Consider the following 23,462-nt stretch of genomic DNA (forward strand, 5'->3'; position numbering starts at 1 on the left):
CAGATAGTATGGAATTATGGATGCGACCGACATTGCGCCAGATGGAGTACATCGTCACGGTCCACCAGCTTGGCAGTTTCAGCCTTGCCGCCGCGAAGCTGAACGTCAGCCAGCCCAGCCTGTCGACCCAGTTGGCAACCGTCGAGGCCGACCTCGGCGTCCGACTGTTCGAGCGCAGCAGAACCGGTGTCCGCACCACCGCGCGCGGGTTGGAGTTCGTCACCCGCGCCCGCCGCATCCTGTCGGAAGTGGAGAGCCTGCGAACCGCCATGCTGTCGGACCTGCCGTTCGGCGGCCGCCTCAGGCTGGGGGTGTTGCCCTCCATCGGGCCCTACCTCCTGCCGCAGGCCATGAAGGTCCTGCACGAGACGCAGCCGGAGCTGCGCGTCATCGTGCGCGAGGAAAACACGCTCAGCCTCGATGAGGGCTTGCGGAATGGTCGGTTCGACGCGGTCATTTCAACGCCCGAAGACCACCCGAACAGCCTGCAACATCCGCTCTTTGTCGAACCCCTGTGGGTCGCCGTCGCGCAGGATCATCCGCTTGCCGGGCGCGGCCATGTCGGTGCTGCCGACCTGGCGGGTCAACGTCTGCTGACGCTGGACACCGGGCACCGCCTTGCGCGCATCGTTTACGGGATCGCCGGAAAGAGCGGGGCCATCGTGACGGACGACTACGAGGGCACCAGCCTCGACTCGATTGTCCTGATGGCAGCGACCGGCGCGGGGATCGGCATCCTGCCGGATCTTTTCGCCCGGCGCCAGGCCGTCCATCGTGACGAAATCCGCGTCATGCCGCTGCGCATGTCCGACGCCGACCGCACGATCTGCCTGCTTACGCCGGATGACCGCTCTGCCCGTCAGGCCGCAGCCTTCGTGACGATCCTCCGCGCCGCTGCCAGGGCACATGGGCTGAATGTCGTGACCGGCTGAACGACAGGACACGCGGTCCGGCGCGGGTCTGACCCTGTGCGCTCCCGGAACAGCCGTGCGTTCAAACGGTCACCGGCGATGCCCTATTCTTGCATTCACCGCACAGTTCCGCCCCGGTTCGATTGACCGCCGCGCCCGTACCCCGGCGGTCAGAGCTTGCGCAAGGCCATATGCAGTTCGGACATGAGCTGGTTCATCTCGGCGACCCGCCTGGGGTCGATCCCCGCGAAGGTCTGGTCATAGATCGCCCGCGCCTCGACAAGCGCGAGCTTGCGCAGGCGGTCGCCCTTGTCGGTCAGGCAGACCTCGGTAACCCGCCCGTCAGTCGGGCGCACGCGGGTCGAGACCAGTCCGTCCTTGATCATCCGCTGGATGACCTTGGTTGTGGTGTTGAGCTTCTGGGCCGAGAAATCGGCGATTTCGGACACGGAAAGATGCTGGTCTTCGTAAAGGCTCATCAGCGCACGCCAGCGCGGAATGTCGATTCCGATGGGCTTGATGCGCCGTTCCAGCGCATCGGCATAGGCCGCGTTCAATTGGCTGATCCAGTAGAACGGCCAATCGGCCTTGAAGTGCTGGGGGTCGTTGGTTGCGTCGATCATGGGTCCGGTCGGCTTGGTGTCTACGGCAAGGTATCCGCGAGACGGTCCGGAATGGAAAGTGAATTTGACCGTTTAGGCAAGGAATCCTCTGCGCCGGGATTCGGTCGGGGTTTCGCCTGTCCAGCCTTGCCATGCCCGCCAGAAAGCCGTGGGATCGGTGTAGCCAAGCGCCTGTGCCACTTGACCGACCCGCGCACCGGGCAAGGCGAGCAGCCGGGCCGCCCGCGCATGGCGCAAGTCCGCCAGAAGATCGCGCAAGCTCGTGCTTTCGGCGGCAAGCCTGCGTTGCAGGGTCCGCGGCCCGATGTGAAGTGCGGCGGCGACCCGGTCCAGCGTGACGGTGGACAGGCCAAGGCTCGCATTGATCACCGCGCGGGCGGCGGCGGAAGTGCCACCAGCGCCCTCCGGCAAGGGATGCACCGCACCAATCAGGTCGCGCACATGCCGTTCGAGCGTATCGAGAAGCCCCACATCCTCCTGACGCAACACCCGCACCGCATCGGCCTGCGCGATGACAAGCCGGTTTATCGGCTGAAGGTATCGCACCGGAGCGCGGAACATCCGGGACAAGGTCTGGGAATCGTCGGGAGCGGAGTGTTCGAAATGGACTTCGAGCGGTGCGAACCGGGACGAGAAATTGTCGCGGATCACCTGCGTGGTCGAGGACAACGAAAACTCGGCATCCTGCCGCCGGGGCCAGATCCCGCCATCGGCGATCCGGTAGGAGAAGATGAAACGGTCGCCGTCCTGGACCCATTGGCTCTGCGTTCCGCTTTGCAGTGCGTTCACGTAGCGCGCGATCCGGTTCATCCCCCGGTCCACGCTGCCCGAAAGCGACAGGATCAGTCCGACCGGCCCCATGTCCGCCGCCGTCAGCCCCGCGCCGATCCGGGCACCGAGAACCGGATCGTCCGCCATGTCCGCCGCCGCTTCGAGGAATTTCACGAAAAGCGGCAGTGGGATCGCGCCATAGGGGTCCGACAGCTGCGCGGCGGAGATGCCGATCCGGTTCAGAAGCGGCTGCGCCGAACGCCCCTGCGCCTCGAATCGCGTGATGAGCGCGGCAAGGAACGACGCCCGCACGGCGGAGAAGGCAGTCCCCGGGGCCGCGCGATCCGGCGTCGAATTTTTCGGTAAGTTTACCATTATGTCGCAAAATATCGGATTTGTGACGTGAGATGCAATGGAAAATGGAGGGCGTTCGGCCCCAGCCTGTTGGAAAGGCGCTGGAAGCCGCGACCAACACGACGCCGCCACTTGGGAGACCGTCATGCTCGATAACGACAATTTTCTGCGCGCCGAAAACACGCGCCACCAGTTCCACCCGATGACCCATCCGATGATCAGTGCGCAGAACCCGCCGCAGATCATCACCCGTGGCGACGGCTGTTACGTCACCGACATCGACGGCAATCGGCTTGTCGACGGTCTGGGCGGCCTGTGGAACGTGAACGTCGGCCATAACCGGCCCGAGGTGAAGCAGGCGATCGTCGATCAGATGGAGCGCATCAGCTACTACTCCTCGTTCGCCGGCACGGCGACCGCCCCGTCGATCGAGCTGTCGGCCAGGATCTGCGAGATGGCGACCGTGGAGGAGATCACCAAGGTCATGTTCTCGGCCAACGGGTCGGATGCGGTGGAAACCGCGCTGAAGCTGTCGCGGCAATACTGGCAACTGATGGGTCAGCCGACGCGCACGAAGTTCTTGTCTCTCAAGCAAGGCTATCACGGCGTGCATTTCGGCGGGCTGTCCGTCAACGGCGCCCCCTACTACCGCAACGCCTATGAGCCGCTGCTCGGGGGGTGCTTCCAGATCGACAGCCCCTGGACCTATCGCAATCCCTATTCCGAGGACCCCGAGGACCTGGCGGAGGCCGTCATCACCCAGATCGAGCGCACCATCCAGGCGCAGGGACGGCAGACTGTCGCGGCTTTCATCGCCGAGCCGGTGCAGGGGGCGGGCGGCGTGATCGTACCGCCCGCGAGCTTCTGGCCGAAGCTGCGCGCGGTGCTCGACAAATACGAGGTTCTGTTGATTTCGGACGAAGTGGTCACGGGTTTCGGGCGCTCCGGTGCCATGTTCGGCGCACGCGGTTGGGGCGTGAAACCCGACATGATGTGTCTCGCCAAGGGCATTTCTTCGGGTTACGTGCCGCTCGGGGCTACGGCCCTGAGCAAGCGGGTCGCGGATGCGTGGTATCAGGGGTTCAGCGAGCAGGGCATCATCATGCATGGCTACACCTCGACCGGGCACCCGGTCGCCTGTGCCGCCGCGCTCGCCTGTCTCGACATCGTCGAGCGTGAGAATCTGCCGGGCAATGCCGCGAAGATGGGCGCACGCCTGCTCGACGGGCTGAAGCCGCTGGCGGAGAGCTGCTCGATCGTGGGCGAGGTGCGGGGCAAGGGGCTCATGGTCGGCCTCGATTTCGTGTCCGACAAGACCACGCGTGCCCCCATGGACCCGGGAAACGGGACGGTCGAGAGAATAGCGTCCTACGCCCGGGAAGAGGGGGCCATCGTGCGCCCCGCCGGATCGGTCATCATCCTGTCGCCGCCGCTGGTCATCGGCGAGGCGGAAGTCGACATCATCGTCTCGGCGCTTACCAAAGCCTGCGCCCGCTTTGACGCGGAGCAGTAAGGTGATCGGCACGCTGCCCCGCGATCCCTTCCGGTTCGAGCCGCTGCCGACGCGGGTGCTGTTCGGTCACGGCACCCGCACGCATCTGGCGAAGGAGGTGCGTGCGGCGGGGATCACCCGCGTGCTTGTGCTGACCACACCCTTCCAGAAGGACCTGGGTGATGCCGTGGCGCGGGACCTGGGCGATGTGGTTGCCGGGGTATTCAACGGAGCGGCGATGCATACGCCGACGGATGTGACAGCCCAAGCGCTGGACGCTTTGACCACCGCCGGAGCCGATGGTGTCGTCGCCGTGGGTGGCGGCTCGACCATTGGACTGGGCAAGGCGCTGGCCGCGCGCACGGACGTGGTGCAGGTGGTGCTGCCAACGACTTACGCCGGTTCGGAGATGACCCCGATCCTGGGCGAAACCGAAAACGGGCTCAAGACAACACGATCGGGTCCCGAGATCCGGCCGGAGGTCGTGATCTATGACGTGGCACTGACCCATACGCTGCCCGCCGCGATGAGCGTGACCTCCGGCATCAACGCCATCGCCCACGCGGTCGAGGCCCTTTACGCCGTGAACGGCAACCCCCTGATGGATGCCCTCGCGCTGGAGGGCATTCGGGCACTGACCGGGGCGCTGCCACTGATCGTGGCCGATCCGCACAGGGGCGCGGGCCGCGAGGCTGCGCTTTATGGGGCATGGCTTTGCGGAACCTGCCTCGGATCTGTCGGCATGGCGTTGCACCACAAGCTGTGTCACACGCTGGGCGGCAGTTTCGGCCTGCCCCATGCCGAGACCCATACCGTCGTTCTGCCCCATGCGCTCGCCTACAACGCGCCCGCGGTGCCGAAAGTGATCGACGCGCTTCGTCCGATCCTGGGCGATGATCCGGCGCTCGGACTGCACCACCTTGCCCGCGACCTGGGCGCCCCGACCAGCCTGTCGGGGCTCGGCCTCGACGCGGCGAGCCTCGACCGCGCGACCGAGCTTGCCCTGCAGGCACGTTATCCGAACCCGAGACCGCTGGAGGCCGGAGCCCTCCGCGCCACGCTTGGCCGAGCCTGGGCGGGCACCGCACCGATCAGCGAGATATCGAGCGAAGGGAGCAGCGCATGACCGACTATTTTACCGAAACCGGCTCTGCCGAGACCGTGAATGCCCGGATATCGCCGGACGCAGACGCGCGGCTTGCCGCTGTCATGGCATCGCTGGTGCGTCACCTTCATGCCTTCGTCAAGGACGTGACACTGACCGAGGCCGAGTGGGAAACCGCCATCGCCTTTCTGACCCGGACCGGACAGATGTGTTCGGACACGCGGCAGGAGTTCATCCTGCTGTCCGACGTGTTGGGCGTTTCGATGCTTGTCGATGCGGTCAACAACCGGAAACCGGCGGGTTCGACGCCTTCGACCGTCTTCGGCCCGTTCCACGTGGACGGTGTGCCGGAGCGCAAGATGGGCGCCAACATCTCGCTCGACGGGGTGGGGGAGCCATGCCTGTTCCGGGGCCGGGTCGTGGACCTTGAGGGGCGGCCGATTGCGGGCGCGACAGTGGACGTCTGGTCCGACAACGCCGACGGGTTCTATGACGTCCAGCAACCGGACACGCAGCCGCAGCACAACAACCGCGGGATATTCGTGACCGGCGCGGATGGGCGCTACTGGTTTACCGGCATCAAGCCGGTGAGCTACCCGATCCCCGATGACGGCCCGGTGGGCGAGATGCTGGGGCACCTGGGCCGCCATCCCTGGCGCCCCGCACACATGCATTTTCTGGTCTCCGCGCCCGGTTACGACCGTCTGATCACACATACCTTCGTGGCAGGGGACGACTACCTCGCCTCGGACGCGGTTTTCGGGGTGAAGGCCCCGCTGATCGTGGACTTCGCGCGGACCGATGCGGGGCCGGAGGCCGGACCCGAAACGCCGCTTTGGCAGGCAGATTACGACTTTGTGCTGCCACCTGCATAGGCATCCTCGCAAAAAGCGCGATTAATAATGAATAATGACGTGAAAAATCACGCAATATCGGACATAGTCAAAAAGCGAACAGGGAGTTGACCATGAAGACCCTACTGAAATCCAGCGCGGTTGCCATGCTGGCCGTCGTCCCCGCCATTGTACAGGCGGACTATCCGGAGAAACCCGTCGAATTCGTGGTGCCTTGGCCACCAGGCGATCTGGAAGACATCATGACCCGCATGATCGCGGACAAGTTTCAGGAAACCTACAGCGTTCCGGCGGCGGTGGTAAACAAGCCGGGCGGCGGCGGCGGCCCGTTCCCCGGCGCGGTCGAGGTGGCGATGGCCCCAGCGGACGGCTACACTGTCGGCTCGTTCGTGATCGACGTGCCCATGGTCGGACCCTACATCGGCATTCCGCCGCTTGAAGGGAACCCGTTCGAACCGGTGGGCATCTTCCTGACCTATCCCTTCGTGCTCGCCGCCAAGGGCGACGCGCCGTACAAGACGATGGAAGAGCTGGCCGCCTTTGCCCGCGAGAACCCGGTGACCCTCGGTCACTTCGGAGACGTCACAAGCCCCGCGCGCCACACGCTCGCCATGGCCAAGGCGCTGGACTTCAGCTTCGCATCGGACGCGGCCTTCGATGCGCTCGATTGCAACACGCTGGCGTCGGGCGATGTCGACGTCATCAACACGACGCTGCAGCTCATCCGGCCCTGCCTCGATGATCTGACGATCCTGATGGCGGACACCAACAATCGCATCCCGGTGTTGCCGGATGTGCCCACGGCGGGCGAGATCGTGCCCGAGCTCGACTTCTCGACCTGGAACGGGCTCTTTGTCCACGAGGACACGCCGCAGGATGTGCGCGATGCCATCGCGGCGGTCGCCCGGGACGTCATCGCCTCGGACGCCGCCAAGACACTGTCCGAAGAGACGGGGGCCGAGATCTACTGGCTCGACGCCGCCCAGTCGGAAGAGCAGATGTCCAAGGACGCGGACACGCTTCAGCGGATCGGCGCGTTCCTCGGGGAATGATCCGGCGCGGGGGCCGCGACCAGGCGGCCCCCCGATCCCCGTCCGTTTTCCCCTGCACCAATCGGGTGACCTCATGAAGCGCGTGTTCAATTTCCTCGCGATGTTCCAGCGCGAGCGTCGACCGGGTGACATGGTCTTTGCCGTCGGGTTCTTCCTGCTCGCGGTGGCCGCCGCGGCGGTGCTGCCCACGCAGGCCAGGTTCGTATCCGGCAAGATGCTGGTTTCACAACCCGGCTTCTGGCCCGCCGTGGGTGTGGCGATGATGGTCGTCTTCGGGGCGGCGCATCTGTTGTCCACGGTCAATGCGCCCCGGCTTCCGGGGCGGCTCAGGGAGGTGATGGCCTGGACCCGGTCGCTCGAATACGTCGCGTGGTTCGTGGTCTATGTCCTGTCTGTGCCGATCATCGGCTACCTGCCCGCGACGCTCATGCTGTCGCTCCTGCTGGGGTATCGGCTGGGATACCGGTCCTGGCGCGGGCTCTGTGCCGCTGCGGTTTTTGCACTTGCGGTAGTCCTGATCTTCCGCACCGGGCTGGGCGTGCGAATCCCGGCGGGCGAGGTCTATGACCACCTCCCCGCCTCGATCCGCAGCTTCGCCATGACGCACCTCTGAGGCCAGACCATGTTCGAGACCCTTTCTCTCGCCGTCGACCACCTGCTTGAGTGGCAGGTCATAGCGGCGCTCCTCATCGGCTCCATCGGCGGGGTCATCATCGGGGCGATCCCCGGCGTCGGCCCTGCCGTCGCCATCGCGATCCTGCTGCCCGCGACGTTTTCCATGCAGCCACTCGTCGGGCTGACCCTGCTCCTCGGCATCTACGGGTCGAGCATGTATGGCGGCTCGCTTCCCGCCATTCTCATCAACACCCCCGGCACCGCGGTCAACGCGCTGACAACCTATGACGGCTACCCGATGACCAGGAAGGGGCAGGCGCTGCGCGCCCTCGGTCTTGCCTACGGGGCGAGTTTCCTGTCGGCGATCTTCTCGATCCTCGTGCTGATCCTGTTGTCCCCGGTGCTGGCCAAGGTTGCTCCGATGTTCGGCTCACGGGAAATCTTCCTCGCCGCCCTGCTGGGCATCGTGCTGGTCATCGTCGCGCACAAGGGCCAGGTGGCCGCCGCCGGCATGATGGCGGGGTTCGGTATCCTGCTGCAATCGGTGGGCATGGAGCCGGTCAACTATACCATGCGCTACACCTTCGGGATGGGCTGGCTGACCTCCGGTCTCGACCTCATCGTCGTGGTTCTCGGGTTGTTCGCGATCAGCCAGGCCTTCGCGCTGATGGTCGAACCCGAAAGCGCCCCGAACGCCACCCCCGTGCGCGGCTCGATGCTGAAGGCGATTGGCGAAGTGCTGGGTTTCAAGCGCGTTGCCCTCACCGGTTCGACCTACGGCGTGCTCATGGGAATGATCCCCGGCGTCGGCGAGTTCACCGCACAGTTCCTGAGCTACACCACCGCGCGGCGGCTGTCGCAGACGCCCGAAGAGTTCGGGAACGGCAGCCCCGAGGGTCTCGTCGCCTCGGAAAGCGCGAACAACGCCGTGCCCGCCGCCGCGTTGATCCCGCTGCTTGCGCTTGGCATCCCGGGCGAAGCGCTGACCGCGATGATGCTCTCGGTCTTCTATGTCCACAACGTCGTGCCGGGGCCGGGGCTGTTCCAGAACCAGCTCGATTTCGTCTACGCGCTCTACCTTGCCCTGATCGTGCTCAACGTCATCGTCATCCTGTGGATGCTGGTCTCGTCCAACCTTCTGATCCACCTGATCCGGGTGCCGACGCGGTTCCTCGGCATGGCCATCATGATCATGAGCTTCGTGGGCATCTATTCGCTGCGCAATTCCCCGGTGGATTGCCTTGTCGCGGCAGGTTTCGGCGTCTTCGGTGTCATCGTCAAGCGGCTCAACCTGCCGGTGGTGCCGGTCATCCTCGGCATGGTGCTGGGAAATATCATGGAGGTGAAGCTGCGCGCCGCATCGGCCCGGATCGAAAGCCCGCTCGACTTTGTCAGCCGCCCGATCTCGGCCCTGCTCGTCCTCGCCATCCTGTTCATCATCGTTCAGGCCTTCCGCACCACGATCCGTGAATGGTCGGCCGACACATTCACCGACCCCAAGACAAGTGCCTGAGAGGCACGAAGGAGACCCCATGCGTATCGGCACCCCGGATTTGGCCCCCAGCGGTATCGCTGCTGCCGTCACCGACTTCCTGAAATCCCCCAGAATGCTCATCGGCGGCAAGAGCTGCGACGGCGCGGCGGGCAGCTTCGACGTGTTCAACCCGGCGGACGGAACCTGCCTTGCGCAGGTGCCGGAAGCGGGCGAAGCGGATGTGGACCGCGCCGTTGCCGCCGCCCGCGCCGCGATGGAGGGTCCCTGGGGTGACATGCCCGGCGCCAAGCGCACCGGGCTCATGCTCAGGCTCGCGACGCTCATCGAGGAGAACGGCGAGGAACTGGCCCAGCTCGAGACGCTGGAAAACGGCAAGTCCATCATGATGAGCCGACTGATCGAGGTGATGTCCTCGGCGGAATACATCCGCTACATGGCCGGCTGGGCGACCAAGATCCGGGGAGAGACGCTGGACGTCTCCATCGCGATCCCGCCGGGCACGAAATACACCGCCTTTACCCGGAAGGAACCCGTGGGCGTCGTGGCGGCCATCACGCCGTGGAATTTCCCGCTGAACATGGCGGTCTGGAAGATCGCCCCGGCCCTCGCCGCGGGCTGCACCGTGGTGCTCAAGCCCGCCGAGGAAACCCCGCTCACCGCGTTGCGGCTTGCCGAACTGGTACGCGAGGCGGGCTTTCCCGACGGGGTGGTGAACGTGGTGACGGGCGGTGGCGCGGTGGGTGCGGCACTGGTGCGGCATCCCGGCGTGAGCAAGATCACCTTCACCGGCTCGACGGACACCGGCAAGAAGATCGGTGTGCAGGCGATGCAGGATGTCAAACCCGTGACGCTGGAACTGGGCGGCAAGGCTCCCATGGTAATGTTCGACGACATGGACCTGAATCTTCTGGGTCCGGCGACGGGAATAGGCGTCTTTCTCAACACCGGCCAGACCTGCTGCGCGGGCGCACGCCTGTTCATCCAGCGCGGCATCTATGACGAGGCGGTGAGCGTGCTCAGGAACATCGTCTCCTCGCTTCCGATGGGCAGCGGCATGGACCCGGCCAACCAGATAAACCCGCTGGTCAGCGCCAGACATCAGGCGCATGTCAAATCATCCATCGAGAGGGGCATTGCGGACGGTGCTGTGCCATTGCTCGATCTGAGCGCGCCCGGGCAGGGCTATTTCGTTGCTCCCCAACTGTTCGAGGGAGCCGCGCCGGGCAGTGCGCTGATGCAGGACGAGGTCTTTGGTCCGGTCGCCACGATCACGCCGTTCGACAGCGAGGACGAGGTTATCGCCATGGCCAACGATGTGCGCTATGGCCTTGGCGCATCGCTCTGGAGCCGGGACATCAACCGCGTCATGCGGCTCGTGCCGAGGGTGCAGGCCGGCACGGTCTGGATCAACAGCCACAACATCCCGGATCAGAACATGCCGTTCGGCGGGGTCAAGCAGTCTGGGCTTGGCCGGGAACACGGTTCGGGCGCCCTCGACAACTTCCTCGAAACCAAGTCGGTATGCGTGGCTTACAGCTGAGCCGCAATACGCGCGGAACAAACCGGGCAAGGGATGCCTTGCCCGGTTTTGCCTTGCGCGTTCAGGTTCTCCGGCAAAGGGGATGTCGGGAAACGGATCGACCAATGTTCCGAATGATACCGCGAGGCAGCGCGCATTCGCGGAGTCCGAGCATGTCTCTCTCTACAGGTGTCCCGTTCTGTCCTTCCGTGACGGCGGTACAGATGCTAAAAGGAGACCGGAGCATCTGGACTCCGGCCCCCTCGAAGATGCCACACAGCGGACTTGCCGTCGTGGTCAGGGCGTCATCAACACGGATTTCGACGGGTAATCCGACGCCCATGTTGCGGGCAGGGGAGCGACGAAGACGTTCTCGGTCCGGTTACGCGTGAAGCGCCACTTGCCATCGTCACACTTGCGATAGCTGTTCCACAGCCGCGACGAGCGCAACAGCGCCTTGCCGTCGGAGAAGAGCCAGGGCTGCATGTGCACCCAATTGCCCTCGGCGGTCATGGCGTCATCCGCAACGGTGATCTGTTCAGACGTCAGGTAGTGGCAATTCAGGATCAGCGCGGGATCGGTCTTGCCGCCCCAGAAGCCCTGAAAGTGCTTCTTCACCGCATCCCAGCCTTCGGCCCGGCCGAACTGGCTGTCATAGTATTCTCCGACGCCTTCCCAGACCGCTTCGGGTGCGAACAACTCCATGATCCGGTCGATTCGGTCCGCGTCGTCGTTGGAGCCGAACTCGGGGTTCGGCGTGTCGCACAGGAACATGTACCGAGCCTGGACGCGGCGCACCTCGGCCTCCGCCTCCAGGATCGCAATCCGCTTCTGCAAATTTTCGATCTGATTCTCCGACACCGGAACCTCCTTGTTGTGGTAATTTTCCTGTAAAATACCCGGCAAGATTCCAAAGTCGAATATTTATTCACTATTCACGTGAATTTTCTTGACGCAGATCAATTACGCGGTAATTTTACTGTAAATCCCGCATCAACGACGGGGCACGACTCAACAGGGAACTGCGCGATGACCGTTTCGACGGATCCATATCTTGCACTCTTTCAACGGCTGGACATCGGGTCTGCCGGCGGCCTTGCGGTTGCGGTGAAAGATTGCATCGACATTGCCGGACAGGTGACGTCTTCCGGCTCGCCCGCCCTTGTCGACCGCGTCCCGGCAAGCCGCAATGCCCGCGTCGTCGACGATCTGCTCGCCTCGGGCGGCCGGGTGATCGGCAAGGCCAGGATGCATGAACTCGCCTTCGGCATGACCGGGATCAACGCGGCGTTCGGAACGCCGGTGAACCCGCGCTGGCCCGACCGCATTCCGGGCGGCTCGTCCTCCGGTTCGGCGGTGGCCGTGGCCGGCGGCCTGTGCGATGCCGCCATCGGGACCGACACTGGCGGATCGGTGCGCCAGCCCGCGATCTGCTGTGGCATCTACGGGATCAAACCGACCTTCGGGCGGATCAGCCGCGACGGCTGCCACCCGGCGGACAGCTCGCTCGACTGTGTCGGGGTGCTGGCCCGTTCGGCGGCAACGCTGACCAAGGCGATGGCGGTGATCGACCCGACCTTCGCGCCCGAGACCCTCGACCGCGCCCCGCGCATCGCACGGGTCAAGGCAGACGATCTCGATCCCCGGGTGGGCGAGCCGCTGGTCTATGGCCTGATGGAAGGCTTGCCTGAGTCCGGCTATGTCCAGCTTCCCGGCATGGCGGAGGCGTTCGAGGCGGCCATGACGATCATCGGGGCCGAGACTCATGCAGCCTGCCACGATCTTCTGGACGACCCCCGCCTCGGCGCGGACGTACGCGCCCGGATCGGAGCGGCGGGAGCGATCACGCTCGATCAGCTTGTCCGCGCCGAAGCGGTTCGCGCTCGCTTTACCGACGAGGTCGATGCCGCGCTGGCCGACATCGACATCCTCATCACCCCGGCGCTGCCGACGCTGCCACCTACGCTGACCGAAGCCCGGAACCCGAAAACGGTTCTGCCGCTGACCCGGTTCCTGCGCCCCTTCAACCTCACCGGCCATCCGGCGATCGTCCTGCCTGTGCTGGGCGACGTGCCGCTCGGCCTTCAGATCATCGGCCGCAAAGGCAGCGACGCGCGACTCTGCGCGATTGCCGAATGGATGGCCGAAACCTGCCCCCTGTTTCGAAAGGAGGAGTTCTGATGAACGCCCAAGCCCCCGTGGCGCAAAAGCCCGACACGAAGGACGCCGTGCTCACGGGCATCCGTGCACGCGCCGCCGAGTTCCAGTCGCTTCGCCACATCCCCAGGGACGTGGTGGACCAGTTCAAATCGCTTGGTGTCTACCGCGCCTTTGTCCCCGAGCGGTTCGGCGGCAACGCCGTGTCTCCCGCCGTCTTCTGCCGCCTGATCGAGGATATCGCGGCGGCCGACGCGTCTGCCGGATGGGTGGCGAGCTTTGGTGTTTCCGCCACATACCTGGCCACCCTGCCGGTCGAGACCTATGCTGAGATCTTCGGAAACAACCCTGACACCGTCTTTGCCGGCGCCATGTTCCCGCCACAGCCGGCGAAGACAGTGCCGGGCGGATACGAAGTGCGCGGCCAGTGGCCCTGGGGATCGGGCATCATGGGCGCGGATCTGGCCGGGGCAGGGATCAAGGTCGAAGGCAATGATACCAAGCTGCCGCTGATCGCGATCATGCCGCGCGACAAGGTCGAGGTTGTCGACACCTGGAACACCGTGGGCCTCGCGGCCACTGGCAGCCACGATATCAAGGTCGATGGCGTCTTGGTGCCGCGCGAGTGGACGTTCGTGCGGGGCTCGACACCCACGATGGACGACAAGCAGTTCCGGTATCCCTCCATGGCTCTGGCCAGTCAGGTGCTGGCCGTTGTCGCCTTGGGCGCGGCGCGGGCCAATCTGGATTTCATCCACGAGACCGGCAGTCGCCAATCGGTGACCGGCGCGCCCAAACCCGGTGCCCGGCCTTACCTTCAGACCGAATACGCCAAGGCGCGCAGTCTTTATCTTGGGGCGCAGGCGCTGTTCTACGACACGCTCGAAGAGGCGTGGGAGCAGCTGGACGACAACGACAAGGTGGATCGCGACCTGCATGTGCGGCTGCGCCTTGTGGCGTCGAAGGCCGCCAAGGACGGGGCCGAGGCCGCACGCATGGCCTTTGCCCTCGGCGGCTCGACTGCCATCGAGCAGGGCCATCCACTGATCCGCAACATGATCGACGCCGCTGCGGCGGCGCAGCATGCTTTCCTGTCCGAAGGCACGTTCACCGGGGCGGGCGCGGCGTTGTTCGACGAACCCACCATGCCCGGCTACCCCTGAGGAGGTCCCGATGTCCGAGACACAACCGATCCGCACGCTTCTGTGCTTCAACAATCACGCCGCGTTCTTCAATCTGCCTTTCGATCAGATCGGCCCGGTCTGGACCGCGACCCAGGCCCTGATGCGCGGCATTGCCGACCTTGAGGGCGTCCGGATCGTCGGCACGTTCGACGACGATCAGACCATGGTGGGGGCCACGCAGGGCTTTCCCTTCACCTGGTACATCATGGCCGATTTCCCCGACCGCGCCACGGTACAGGCCGCCTGTAACCTCCTGCGCACCATTGTGGTGGGCGAGGGCAACGACCGCCTGTGGAAATACATGACCGTCGAGGCGCGCATGGGCCGCGCGCTTGAAATCCCCGCACAGCACAGGAGCTGAACCATGTCGCTCGATATGCCGAAGTTCAGCGATCTCGACGCGCTCTACGATGAGCAGAACGCGAAAGTCGCCACCGAAATGTACGAAGACCCCGATCTTTTCGCCGAAGAGATGGAGAAGATCTTCAAGCGCACCTGGGTGTTTGTCGCCCATGAAAGCGAGTTTCCGGACAAGGGCTCTTTCAAGCTGTCCAATGTCGGCCTTGAGCCGGTGATCGTGGTGCGCGACCGCAAGGGCGTGATCCACGTCATGGTCAACCGCTGCCGTCACCGCGCCGCGACGGTTTGCGAGGTCAAGAAGGGCAAGACCGCGTCCTTTCAGTGCCCCTATCACGGCTGGGGCTATGGCCTTGACGGATCGTTGCGCGCGCTGCCCTACCCGGAGCAGTACGGCGACGATTTCAACAAGGAACAGCACGGCCTGCTTAAACTGCGCACCGAAAGCTATCAGGGGATGGTGTTCGCCACCTTCAACGAGGATATCGAACCGCTGACCGAGTTCCTCGGGTCCGAGGTCTGCCGCTATATCGACCTGTTCATGAAGCAGGGCGGCGGTTTCCCGGTGAAGGTGCTGGGCGAGCATCAGTTCACCGTGCCGATGAACTGGAAGGTGCAGCTGGAAAACACCACCGACGCCTATCACTTCCCCGTCGTGCACAAGAGTTTCCTTCAGTCGCTGGATGGCGCGACGAACGAGATGTTCGACTTCCTCGACAAGGGGCGCGGCTGGGTCGAGGATCTTGGCAACGGCCATTCCGTCATGATGATGATCCCCGAGCTTGAGGATCTGGAAGCCAATCTCGACGCCCCGGTCCCCGAACGGTTCGAAGCCCTGGCGCAGGACTTGCGCAACGACGGCTACCCCGAGCATCAGGTCAAGCGCATCGTGCGTGCGGTCGGCGGGGCCGGGTTCAACCTGAACCTCTTCCCCAATGTGTCGTTCTCGCTTGCCTTCTTCCGCGTGCTGACCCCGGTCAATGTCGAGCGCACCGACATCCGCCACATGGCGCTGGGGACGGAGGGCGGCCCGGCGGCGGCCAACCAGATGCGCCTGCGCCTGCACGAACATTTTCAGGGGCCGATGGGCTTTGGCAGCCCCGACGATGCCGAGGTCTGGGAACGCGTGCAGCGCGGCACCAAGGGCGGCGAGCAACTGCCCATTCTGGTGAACCGCGGCATGGTCGATGAGGCACCCGGCAAATCAGGCCCGCGCGGCCATATCAGCGCCGAGACCGGCATGCGCGCCGCCTACCGGATGTGGAAGAGGATGATGGCATGACCGAGATGTCAACGATCGACGCAAATGCGCTGATGGCCGATGTGACCCGCTTTGTCTCGAACGAGGCCGACCTGCTGGACGCCCGCGACTATGATGCGTGGCTGGACCTGTGGACCGAAGACGGCATGTATATCATGCCCATCGGCGCGGGCGAGGATTACGCCAACCAGCTGAACCTGTGTTACGACAACGCCAAGATGCGGCGCGACCGGGTCGGGCGGTTTCAGGCGGGGTTCTCGATTTCCTCGGCGCCGCCCGCGATCACCGTGCGCACCGTCAGCCGGATCGTCATCGACCGCGCCGAGGGCGACCTGATCACCGTTCGGGCCGCCGAGCATCTGATCGAGGACAAGTTCGGGCGTCAGCGCAGCTGGGCCGGCAATGTGCACTATGTGCTCAAGGTCACGGATGGCGGGTTCAAGCTGCATCAGAAGGTGATCCGCCTGCTCAACTCCGACGGGATGCTGAATTCGTTCAGCTATCTGTTCTGATGGTGGCCCCCTTGCCCGATCAGATACAGACCGCCGTGATCACCGGGGGGGCGCGCGGCTTTGGGGCCGAGGTCGCCCGTGCCCTGCACCGCGAGGGCTTCCGCGTCGTGATCACCGACATGGACCCGGAACCGGCCAAGGCGCTGGCCTCGGAACTGGACCTGTCGGGCGAGACGGCGACCACCGCCACGCTCGACGTGACCAAGCCGGAGGATTTCCAGACCGTGCTGGACAAGTGCGTGGATTTCTACGGCTCGGTCGAGGTGCTGGTAAACAATGCCGCGCGCACCGCCGTGCAGCCGGTGCTGGAGATCGACCCGGCCTTCTTCAGCGAGGTGATGGCGACCAATGCCGGCGGCACTTTTGCCGGCTGCCAGATCTTCGGCCGCCACATGAAGGATCGCGGCTATGGGCGCATCGTCAACATGGCCTCGCTGGCCGGGCAGAATGGCGGCACCGCCACCGGGGCGCATTACGCCGCCTCCAAGGGGGCGATCCTGACGCTGACCAAGATTTTTGCCCGCGACCTCGCGCCCTTCGGAGTGACCTGCAACGCCATCGCGCCGGGCCCGATGGACACGCCCATGGTGCGCGACGTGCTGGGCGAAAACATCGACGCGGCCAAACGCAACATCCCCGTGGGCGATCTGGGCGACCCCGCCTTTGTGGCCGAACTGGTCGCGATGCTGGCCGCGCCAAGGGCCTCGTTCGTCACCGGCGCCTGCTGGGACGTCAATGGCGGGATCTACATGAGATGAGCCTCGATATGACCGACAATCAGACCATGACCCTGACCGTTTCGGAGCGGATCGACGACCGGGGCGGCATTGCCCGCATCCGGCTGGTGGGCGATGCCCTGCCGCCGGTCACCGCCGGGGCGCATCTGGATATCTACCTGCCCGAGGTCGACCTGTGGCGGCAATATTCGCTGTGCTCCGACCCGGCCGAGACCGGCTTTTACGAAATCGGCGTGCTGAAGGACCCGGCCTCGCGCGGCGGATCGGTCGAGGTGCACCGCGTCGCGCAACCGGGCGCGACCCTGACCGTCGAGGGCCCGCGCAACCACTTTCCGCTGGAGGAAAGCGCGGCCAGGACGGTGCTTTTTGGCGGCGGCATTGGCATCACGCCGATGATCGCCATGGCCCGACGGCTGCACGCGCTTGGGCGGGATTTCACGCTGCATTACTGCACCCGCTCGCAGGACGTGACGGCGTTTTACGACGATCTGACCGCCGCGCCCTTTGCCGACAGGATCGTGTTCCATCACGACGATCAGGGCGACGCACAAAAGCTCCACCTCGGCCGTGACCTGCCCGCGCCGTCGCCCGATACGCATCTTTATGTCTGTGGCCCGCAGGGCTTCATGGACTGGGTGATCAACACCGCCGAAGCGGCGGGCCACGCCACCGCCAACGTCCACCGCGAATACTTCTCGGCGGATGTGGACCTGACCGGCGACAGTTTCACAGTCGAGGCCCGCGCCTCTGGCCTGACGCTGACCATCGGGCCGGAGGACACCATCGCCCGCAAGCTGGCCGAGCATGGCATCAAGGTCGAGGTCAAATGCGAAGAGGGCGTCTGCGGCACCTGTGTCACCGATGTCCTGAGCGGCGAGATCGACCACCGCGACCAGTTCCTGACCGATGAGGAACGCGCCGATGGCGACCAGATGTGCGTCTGCTGTTCGCGCGGGCGCGGCACCTTGGTGCTGGACCTATGACGGGGCGCGCGATGGAGCTGACCGACGATCAGATCGCCTTTCGTGAAGGCATGAGCCGGATGGGTGCGGCAGTGAACCTGATCACCACCAATGGGCCGGGCGGAAAACACGGGCTTGTCGCCTCGGCGGTGTGTTCGGTGACCGACAGCCCGCCCACGGTGCTGGTCTGCATCAACCGAAACAGTTTCGTGCACGACAAGTTTCTGCAAAACGGCGTGCTCTGCGTCAACGTGCTGGCCAGCCAGCATCAGGACCTGTGCAACACCTTTGCCCGCTATGTCGAAGGTGTCGACCGCTTTGCCCATGGCGAGTGGACGACGCTGGCCACCGGCTCGCCGGTGCTGACGGACAGCAATGTCTCGCTGGATTGCCGGATTGGCAGCCTGCTCGAACAGGGTACCCATTCGGTGATGTTCTGCGAGGTGCGCGGGATGCATCTGTCGGACAGCCCCGGTGCGGGTCTCGTCTATTTCAGCCGCGACTATCACCACCTTCAGACACCGCCGCTGTAGCCCCGCGCACAGCGGCGTTCCGGGGGCGGCCTTCCTCCCGCCGTCTCCGGTCAAGACCAGATCCCGGTGAACCGGGACATCCGAACACCTCCGTCCAACATAGGGAAATGCGCACATGATCAGGTTCTCAACACTCCTCGGTTCCGCAAGCCTCGCTGTCCTCGTGACCGCTGGCGCCGCCATGGCCCAGACCGTCCTGACCCTCAACTCCTGGCTGCCGCCATCACATCCACAGGTCACCGATCTGGTTCTGCCCTTTGCCGCCCAGGTCGAGGAAGTGACCGAGGGCCGCGTCAAGGTCACCGTGCTGCCCGCACCGATGGGCCCGCCGCCCGCGACCTTCGATCTCGTGAAGAACGGTGTCGTCGACATCGGCTATTCCGTGCAGGGCTACACCCCTGGACGGTTCAAGACGTCGGCGGTCGCGGAAATGCCCTTCCTCACCTCGGACGCAGTGGTCTCGTCGGTGGCGTATCAGCGCGTCCATGACGCCATGCTGGCGCAAGCCGGCGAATACGACGGCGTCAAGGTGCTGGCGGTTCACACCCATGGTCCCGGCCAGATATTCACCTCGACACCGATCGAAAGCGTGGATGACATTGCGGGCCAGAAGGTTCGCGTGGGGTCGGTCGTGGCGCATGACCTGGCACAGCTTCTGGGCGCGGTTCCGGTCGAGGGCCCGTCGTCCAAATCCTATGAACTTCTGAGCCAGAAAGTCGCCGACGGAATCTTTTTCCCCTGGGAGTCGGTCAACTTCTTCAGGCCGGGCGACCTGCTGAACTCGGCCTTCGTGGCGGATGGCGGCGTCTAAAACACCGCTTTCATGATGGTGATGAACCAGGCGAAATGGGACAGCATCGCGCCGGAGGATCAAGCCGCCATCGAGGCAATCATCGGCGAGCCGCTGGCGCGCAAGGCGGGCGAGATGTGGAACAAGGCCGATGCGGCGGGCCGCGCGGCGATGGAAGGCAAGCTGGCCATCTACGACGCGACCGAAGCCGACATCGCGGCGCTGCGCGAGAAATTCGTGCCGGGGATCGACGCCAATGTCGCGCTGGTGTCCGAGACGGGCGTCGACGGCGAGGCCGCCTATGCCATGCTGCTCGAAGAAATCGCGAAGCTGGAGGCGGAATGACCGACACCACGGTCGCAGCCGGCGGTATCACCCGCTGGCTGCGCAGTGCCATCGCCGCGATATGCGCGGTGCTGCTGCTTGCCATGATGGCGCTGACCCTTGCGGACGTACTCGGGAGATACCTGTTGAATGCGCCCCTCAAGGGCGCGACGGAGCTGACCGAGCTGATGCTCGCCGCCGTCATCTTCATCGGGTTGCCCGCCGCGAGCCTCGACCACGATCACATAAACGTCGACGCCCTGACGATGCGGCTTCAGCCGCTGTACCGGAAGGGTCTGGACAGGCTTGTCGGCATGCTTTCCAGCGGCATCCTCGCCGTCATCGCCTGGCGGCTGTGGAAGATCGGCGACCAGATCGCGGGCTATGATGGCATCACGCCGACGCTGAAACTGCCCGTTGCCCCTGTCGCCTACGGCGTCGCGGTGCTGAGCGCGGTTGCGGCGATCATCACCGTCGTCCAGGTCTTCGAGAGGCGTCGCGCCAATGTCTGACTGGGAAATCGGCCTCTTCATCCTGTTCGGGATGCTTCTCCTGGGCGTGCCCATCGGGCTTGCCCTGACTTTCGTCGGCACGGTCGGCACGGCGGCGATCCTCGGCTGGAGTCCGTCTTTCGCACTTCTGGGCCAGACGTTCTTCGACAACAGCCGGGCCTATTCACTGTCGATCCTGCCGCTGTTCCTGATGATGGGGAACTTCGTGGTGCAGTCGGGAATCGCGAATGACCTCTATACGGCGGCCTATTCCTGGCTTCGTCACCGCAAGGGCGGGCTGGCCATGGCCACGGTCATCGCCTGCGGCGGGTTCTCGTCGGTCTGCGGGTCTTCGCTGGCCACCGCGTCGACCATGACCAGGATCGCCATGCCCTCGATGCGGCGCTTCAACTATCCCGACAGCCTGTCAACGGCGTCCATCGCGGCGGGCGGCACGCTGGGCATCCTGATCCCGCCTTCGGTGATCCTCGTCTTCTACGGGATCATGACACAACAGGACATCGGCAAGCTGTTCCTGGCCGGGATCGTCCCGGGCCTCATCGGGATTGCGCTTTATGTCCTCGCCGTGCGGATCTCCATCGTCACCGGCCGGATCGAACTTCCCACCGAACCAAAGCTGCCGCTCGTGGACCGGCTGCGGGCACTCAAGGGCGTGATCGGCGCGCTGGGGCTCTTCGTCTTCGTGATGGGCGGCATCTACCTTGGCGTGTTCACCCCGACGGAAAGCGCGGGCATGGGCGCGGGGGGTGCGTTCCTGCTCGTCCTTCTGCAACGGCGCATGGACCCCGAGGCACTGATCCGCACGCTCTACGACACGGCCAAGACCACGGCGAGCATGTTCCTGATCCTCTTCGGTGCCCTCACATTCGCGAATTACGTGAACCTGTCCGGCATGGGAGCAGACATCAGGGATCTGGTGACGGTGACGGTGACGGACAATCCGCTTGTGGCCATCCTCATCATCACGGCGATCTATATCGTTCTCGGCTGCGTGCTGGAGGGCCTGTCGATGATTACCCTGACGATTCCAATCTTCTATCCGATCGTCGCGGGGCTGGGATACGACCTGATCTGGTTCGGCGTCTACGTCGTTATCGTCACGGAACTCAGCTACATCACGCCGCCGGTGGGCCTCAATGCCTTCGTTCTGAAGTCCGTCGTCAAGGATGTGTCGCTCGGCACGATCTTCCGCGGTCTCTGGGCCTTCCTGATGGTGGACGTGCTGCGCGTGGCGCTGATCCTCGCCTTCCCGGCGCTGGTGTTGTTCCTGCCGCGCATGATGAGACGGCCCACCTCGCCGTCGGTTCGCCCCGGACAAGGAGCCCCCCGGATCGGTCCGGGGGGCACTTCACTGTCCGCTCAGGCCGAATGAAACGCGAGGTCCAATGCCTTGACCCCGTGGATGTGGTTGGAGCGCAGGATGTTCACCCGCCCGGTCGTTTCGATCCGGGCCACCCGCATCGCCAGTTCCTCGATCAGAACGCGGAGCTGCAACTGGGCCACGTAGTTGCCAAGGCAGAAGTGCGGGCCGCCCTTGCCGAAGGCCATGTGGGCGTTCTGCGCGCGGGCGATGTCGAACCGCTCGGGACCATCGAACTGCGCCTCATCCCGATTGCCAGAGGCGAAATACATGGCCACCTTGTCACCCCGGGCGATGGTCACGCCCCCCAGCTCCGCCTCGCGCGTCGCGATCCGGCGCACGAAATGGACGGGCGAGGCCCGGCGTAGGATCTCGTCCACTGCCGTCTGGCTCTTTACGCCGCCCGCGCGGAAACGTTCCCATTCTTCGGGGTGATCGGCCAGCGCCCGCAACCCGTGTGACATCGTATGGCGGGTGGTTTCGTTGCCCGCGACCACCAGCATCAGGAAGTAGTTGAGATATTCGTCCTCCGTCAGCGGTCGCCCGTCAACCTGCGCCTGCACCAGCATGGTGACGACATCCTCGCGCGGGTTGGCGCGTCGGTCGGCGGCCAGTTCGCGGCCCATCTCGAACGCCTGCAGCGCGGCAGGATGGCCAAAAGGCATCATCCGGCGCTCGGCTTCGGTATAGTGATCGACGATCGGATCGACGAAATCCGGGTCGTCCGATCCGATCAGCATGTCCGACCAGCGGATCAGGTCCGCCGTGCGATCCATCGGGATCCCGAGCAGCGAACACAGCGTGATGATCGGAACCTGCTTTGTCAGCGTCTCGACCGCCTCGAAGCTGCCCGCGCCAGTGAGCCTGTCGAGGAGCGCGGATACGCGCGACCGCACGTCCTGTTCCAGCGCGCCGACGCCGCGCCGGGTGAACCCGGGCAGGGTCAGCATGCGCATCTTGCCGTGTTGCGGCGGGTCCATCTCCAGAAGGGTGCGCCGCTTGTCGTTCTGCGCGTCGTCGAAATCGTCGAGCGAGATGACCCCGTTGCGCGAGGAATAGGTTTCGGTATCCCGGGATACCGCGACGATGTCGTCATACCGCGTCACGGCCCAGAACCCGCGATGGCCGTCGTGGCGCTGGTTCCAGGCCACGGGGGCTTCGGCCCGCAGCCGGGCGAACTCGTCGTGCGGCGGCCCGTCCTGCCACAGCGCGGCATCGGACAGGTCGATCCGGGTTTCGTGGGCTGTGAGTGTGGTCATGTCCTCTCCTCCCGATGATGGACAAGGAACGCCATGATCCAGCGCGCGGCCAGCCCCGTGTCGCGGGGTCGGTCGAGCGTCGCAAGCGCGGCATCGGTGGCCGCACCGCCAATCCGGTGGCGTTCGAAATCGTAGACGAGCGCGGCAAAGGCCGGGTCCATCTCGGGGTGGTCCTGAAACGTCAGGATATGGCTGCCGATCTGGGTCACGCCGTAGGGGCAGAACGCCGAACCCGCGAAGGTCCGGGTCTGCGGGGCAGGGCGCGTCACCTGATCGTGGTGCAACGCAATCAGGTCGAACCCGTCCTCTGACGCCGTGGCGATCCCCGCGGGCAGCCAGTCGGGCAGGGTTTCGAGGGCGTAGGTCTGAACGCCAACGCCCCAGACGTGCCGTTCCTCGACCCGGCCGCCCAGCATCCGATGCAGGTGCTGGTGGCCATAACAGATGCCGATCACCGGCTGACGTCCCACCACCTGCGACAGGAAACCGGACAGGTCGATCTGCCACGGTGCGTCGTCCACGGCGCTGGCCGGACTGCCTGTCAAAAGCCACGCGTCGCAGGCATCGGGACTGTCGGGCAGTTCTCCTTCGGACGCGGCCCAGGCCAAGGTGTCGAACGGCTGCCCTGCCTGCGCGAGGAGCGGTGGGAACCAGTCAACGAAGCGCCCGTGCTCCGCCCATTCGGGGCGGTTCGTCCCGCATTCCAGAATTCCGATGCGCATG

The 23,462-nt window shown here is 64.9% G+C and carries 23 protein-coding genes and 1 pseudogene; 19 read left to right on the forward strand and 5 right to left on the reverse strand.

Annotated elements, in window-relative coordinates; translation table 11 throughout:
* Positions 1 to 20: 20 nt before the first annotated feature.
* On the forward strand, positions 21 to 932 hold the full coding sequence (locus ACP159_RS22430) for a LysR substrate-binding domain-containing protein (RefSeq protein ID WP_425101963.1): 912 nt from the start codon (positions 21 to 23) through the stop codon (positions 930 to 932).
* 149 nt (positions 933 to 1,081) lie between these two features.
* Here the strand turns inward: ACP159_RS22430 and ACP159_RS22435 are convergent, their stop codons facing one another.
* Both ACP159_RS22435 and ACP159_RS22440 read right to left on the reverse strand, forming a co-directional pair.
* Positions 1,082 to 1,534 (reverse strand): MarR family winged helix-turn-helix transcriptional regulator, encoded by a 453-nt coding sequence (locus tag ACP159_RS22435; RefSeq protein WP_425101964.1) that lies wholly within the window; start codon positions 1,532 to 1,534, stop codon positions 1,082 to 1,084.
* A gap of 72 nt (positions 1,535 to 1,606) precedes the next feature.
* Positions 1,607 to 2,680, reverse strand: a complete 1,074-nt coding sequence (locus tag ACP159_RS22440; RefSeq protein ID WP_425101965.1) for an AraC family transcriptional regulator — start codon at positions 2,678 to 2,680, stop codon at positions 1,607 to 1,609.
* Positions 2,681 to 2,804: 124 nt separating this feature from the next.
* Here ACP159_RS22440 and ACP159_RS22445 point away from each other — a divergent pair, with 124 nt between their 5' ends.
* The 7 genes from ACP159_RS22445 (at position 2,805) to ACP159_RS22475 (ending at position 10,812) form a co-directional block, all read left to right on the forward strand.
* A complete protein-coding gene (locus ACP159_RS22445; RefSeq protein ID WP_425101966.1) occupies positions 2,805 to 4,172 on the forward strand; it encodes an aminotransferase class III-fold pyridoxal phosphate-dependent enzyme in 1,368 nt (455 codons plus the stop codon).
* A 1-nt stretch (position 4,173) separates the two neighbouring features.
* Positions 4,174 to 5,277: a maleylacetate reductase gene (locus ACP159_RS22450; protein WP_425101967.1), complete on the forward strand. Its 1,104-nt coding sequence runs from the start codon at positions 4,174 to 4,176 to the stop codon at positions 5,275 to 5,277.
* The gene (locus ACP159_RS22455) at positions 5,274 to 6,131 is read left to right on the forward strand and encodes an intradiol ring-cleavage dioxygenase (RefSeq protein ID WP_425101968.1); all 858 of its coding nucleotides are present in this window, start codon (positions 5,274 to 5,276) and stop codon (positions 6,129 to 6,131) included. The genes ACP159_RS22450 and ACP159_RS22455 overlap by 4 nt, the downstream gene beginning before the upstream one ends.
* Before the next feature lie 92 nt (positions 6,132 to 6,223).
* Positions 6,224 to 7,162: a tripartite tricarboxylate transporter substrate-binding protein gene (locus tag ACP159_RS22460; RefSeq protein WP_425101969.1), complete on the forward strand. Its 939-nt coding sequence runs from the start codon at positions 6,224 to 6,226 to the stop codon at positions 7,160 to 7,162.
* A gap of 73 nt (positions 7,163 to 7,235) precedes the next feature.
* On the forward strand, positions 7,236 to 7,775 hold the full coding sequence (locus tag ACP159_RS22465) for a tripartite tricarboxylate transporter TctB family protein (protein ID WP_425101970.1): 540 nt from the start codon (positions 7,236 to 7,238) through the stop codon (positions 7,773 to 7,775).
* Between the two features lie 9 nt (positions 7,776 to 7,784).
* Positions 7,785 to 9,290: a tripartite tricarboxylate transporter permease gene (locus ACP159_RS22470; protein ID WP_425101971.1), complete on the forward strand. Its 1,506-nt coding sequence runs from the start codon at positions 7,785 to 7,787 to the stop codon at positions 9,288 to 9,290.
* 19 nt (positions 9,291 to 9,309) lie between these two features.
* On the forward strand, positions 9,310 to 10,812 hold the full coding sequence (locus tag ACP159_RS22475; protein ID WP_425101972.1) for an aldehyde dehydrogenase family protein: 1,503 nt from the start codon (positions 9,310 to 9,312) through the stop codon (positions 10,810 to 10,812).
* Between the two features lie 276 nt (positions 10,813 to 11,088).
* Here the strand turns inward: ACP159_RS22475 and ACP159_RS22480 are convergent, their stop codons facing one another.
* The gene (locus ACP159_RS22480) at positions 11,089 to 11,652 is read right to left on the reverse strand and encodes a nuclear transport factor 2 family protein (protein WP_425101973.1); all 564 of its coding nucleotides are present in this window, start codon (positions 11,650 to 11,652) and stop codon (positions 11,089 to 11,091) included.
* 168 nt (positions 11,653 to 11,820) lie between these two features.
* On the opposite strand from ACP159_RS22480, the gene ACP159_RS22485 reads away from it, so the two are divergent.
* The 11 genes and pseudogenes from ACP159_RS22485 (at position 11,821) to ACP159_RS22535 (ending at position 21,492) form a co-directional block, all read left to right on the forward strand.
* A complete protein-coding gene (locus ACP159_RS22485) occupies positions 11,821 to 12,972 on the forward strand; it encodes an amidase (protein ID WP_425101974.1) in 1,152 nt (383 codons plus the stop codon).
* Positions 12,972 to 14,111: an acyl-CoA dehydrogenase family protein gene (locus tag ACP159_RS22490; RefSeq protein ID WP_425101975.1), complete on the forward strand. Its 1,140-nt coding sequence runs from the start codon at positions 12,972 to 12,974 to the stop codon at positions 14,109 to 14,111. The genes ACP159_RS22485 and ACP159_RS22490 overlap by 1 nt, the downstream gene beginning before the upstream one ends.
* Positions 14,112 to 14,121: 10 nt before the next feature.
* A complete protein-coding gene (locus tag ACP159_RS22495) occupies positions 14,122 to 14,493 on the forward strand; it encodes a hypothetical protein (RefSeq protein ID WP_425101976.1) in 372 nt (123 codons plus the stop codon).
* Positions 14,494 to 14,496: 3 nt separating this feature from the next.
* Positions 14,497 to 15,771: an aromatic ring-hydroxylating oxygenase subunit alpha gene (locus ACP159_RS22500; RefSeq protein WP_425101977.1), complete on the forward strand. Its 1,275-nt coding sequence runs from the start codon at positions 14,497 to 14,499 to the stop codon at positions 15,769 to 15,771.
* Positions 15,768 to 16,262, forward strand: a complete 495-nt coding sequence (locus ACP159_RS22505; RefSeq protein WP_425101978.1) for an aromatic-ring-hydroxylating dioxygenase subunit beta — start codon at positions 15,768 to 15,770, stop codon at positions 16,260 to 16,262. Before ACP159_RS22500 ends, ACP159_RS22505 begins: the two co-directional genes overlap by 4 nt.
* 2 nt (positions 16,263 to 16,264) lie before the next feature.
* Entirely contained in the window at positions 16,265 to 17,020 is a 756-nt protein-coding gene (locus tag ACP159_RS22510; protein WP_425102010.1) for an SDR family NAD(P)-dependent oxidoreductase, read from the forward strand.
* A gap of 8 nt (positions 17,021 to 17,028) precedes the next feature.
* The gene (locus ACP159_RS22515; RefSeq protein WP_425101979.1) at positions 17,029 to 17,982 is read left to right on the forward strand and encodes a PDR/VanB family oxidoreductase; all 954 of its coding nucleotides are present in this window, start codon (positions 17,029 to 17,031) and stop codon (positions 17,980 to 17,982) included.
* 11 nt (positions 17,983 to 17,993) lie between these two features.
* Positions 17,994 to 18,494: a flavin reductase gene (locus ACP159_RS22520; RefSeq protein ID WP_425101980.1), complete on the forward strand. Its 501-nt coding sequence runs from the start codon at positions 17,994 to 17,996 to the stop codon at positions 18,492 to 18,494.
* Between the two features lie 181 nt (positions 18,495 to 18,675).
* A pseudogene (locus tag ACP159_RS22525) lies at positions 18,676 to 19,629 on the forward strand (TRAP transporter substrate-binding protein).
* On the forward strand, positions 19,626 to 20,120 hold the full coding sequence (locus ACP159_RS22530) for a TRAP transporter small permease (protein WP_425101981.1): 495 nt from the start codon (positions 19,626 to 19,628) through the stop codon (positions 20,118 to 20,120). The pseudogene ACP159_RS22525 and the gene ACP159_RS22530 overlap by 4 nt, the downstream one beginning before the upstream one ends.
* Positions 20,113 to 21,492 (forward strand): TRAP transporter large permease, encoded by a 1,380-nt coding sequence (locus tag ACP159_RS22535; protein ID WP_425101982.1) that lies wholly within the window; start codon positions 20,113 to 20,115, stop codon positions 21,490 to 21,492. The genes ACP159_RS22530 and ACP159_RS22535 overlap by 8 nt, the downstream gene beginning before the upstream one ends.
* Here ACP159_RS22535 and ACP159_RS22540 read toward each other — a convergent pair.
* Both ACP159_RS22540 and ACP159_RS22545 read right to left on the reverse strand, forming a co-directional pair.
* Positions 21,480 to 22,739 carry a cytochrome P450 gene (locus tag ACP159_RS22540; protein ID WP_425101983.1) on the reverse strand — a complete coding sequence of 420 codons (1,260 nt, stop codon included), beginning with the start codon at positions 22,737 to 22,739 and terminating at the stop codon, positions 21,480 to 21,482. The genes ACP159_RS22535 and ACP159_RS22540 overlap by 13 nt on opposite strands.
* Positions 22,736 to 23,461, reverse strand: coding sequence for a glutamine amidotransferase-related protein (locus ACP159_RS22545; RefSeq protein ID WP_425101984.1), 726 nt, complete (start codon positions 23,459 to 23,461; stop codon positions 22,736 to 22,738). The genes ACP159_RS22540 and ACP159_RS22545 overlap by 4 nt, the downstream gene beginning before the upstream one ends.
* Between the last annotated feature and the right edge of the window lies 1 nt (position 23,462).

The organism is Tropicibacter sp. S64 (genome assembly GCF_049803835.1).
Lineage (GTDB): Bacteria > Pseudomonadota > Alphaproteobacteria > Rhodobacterales > Rhodobacteraceae > Pacificoceanicola.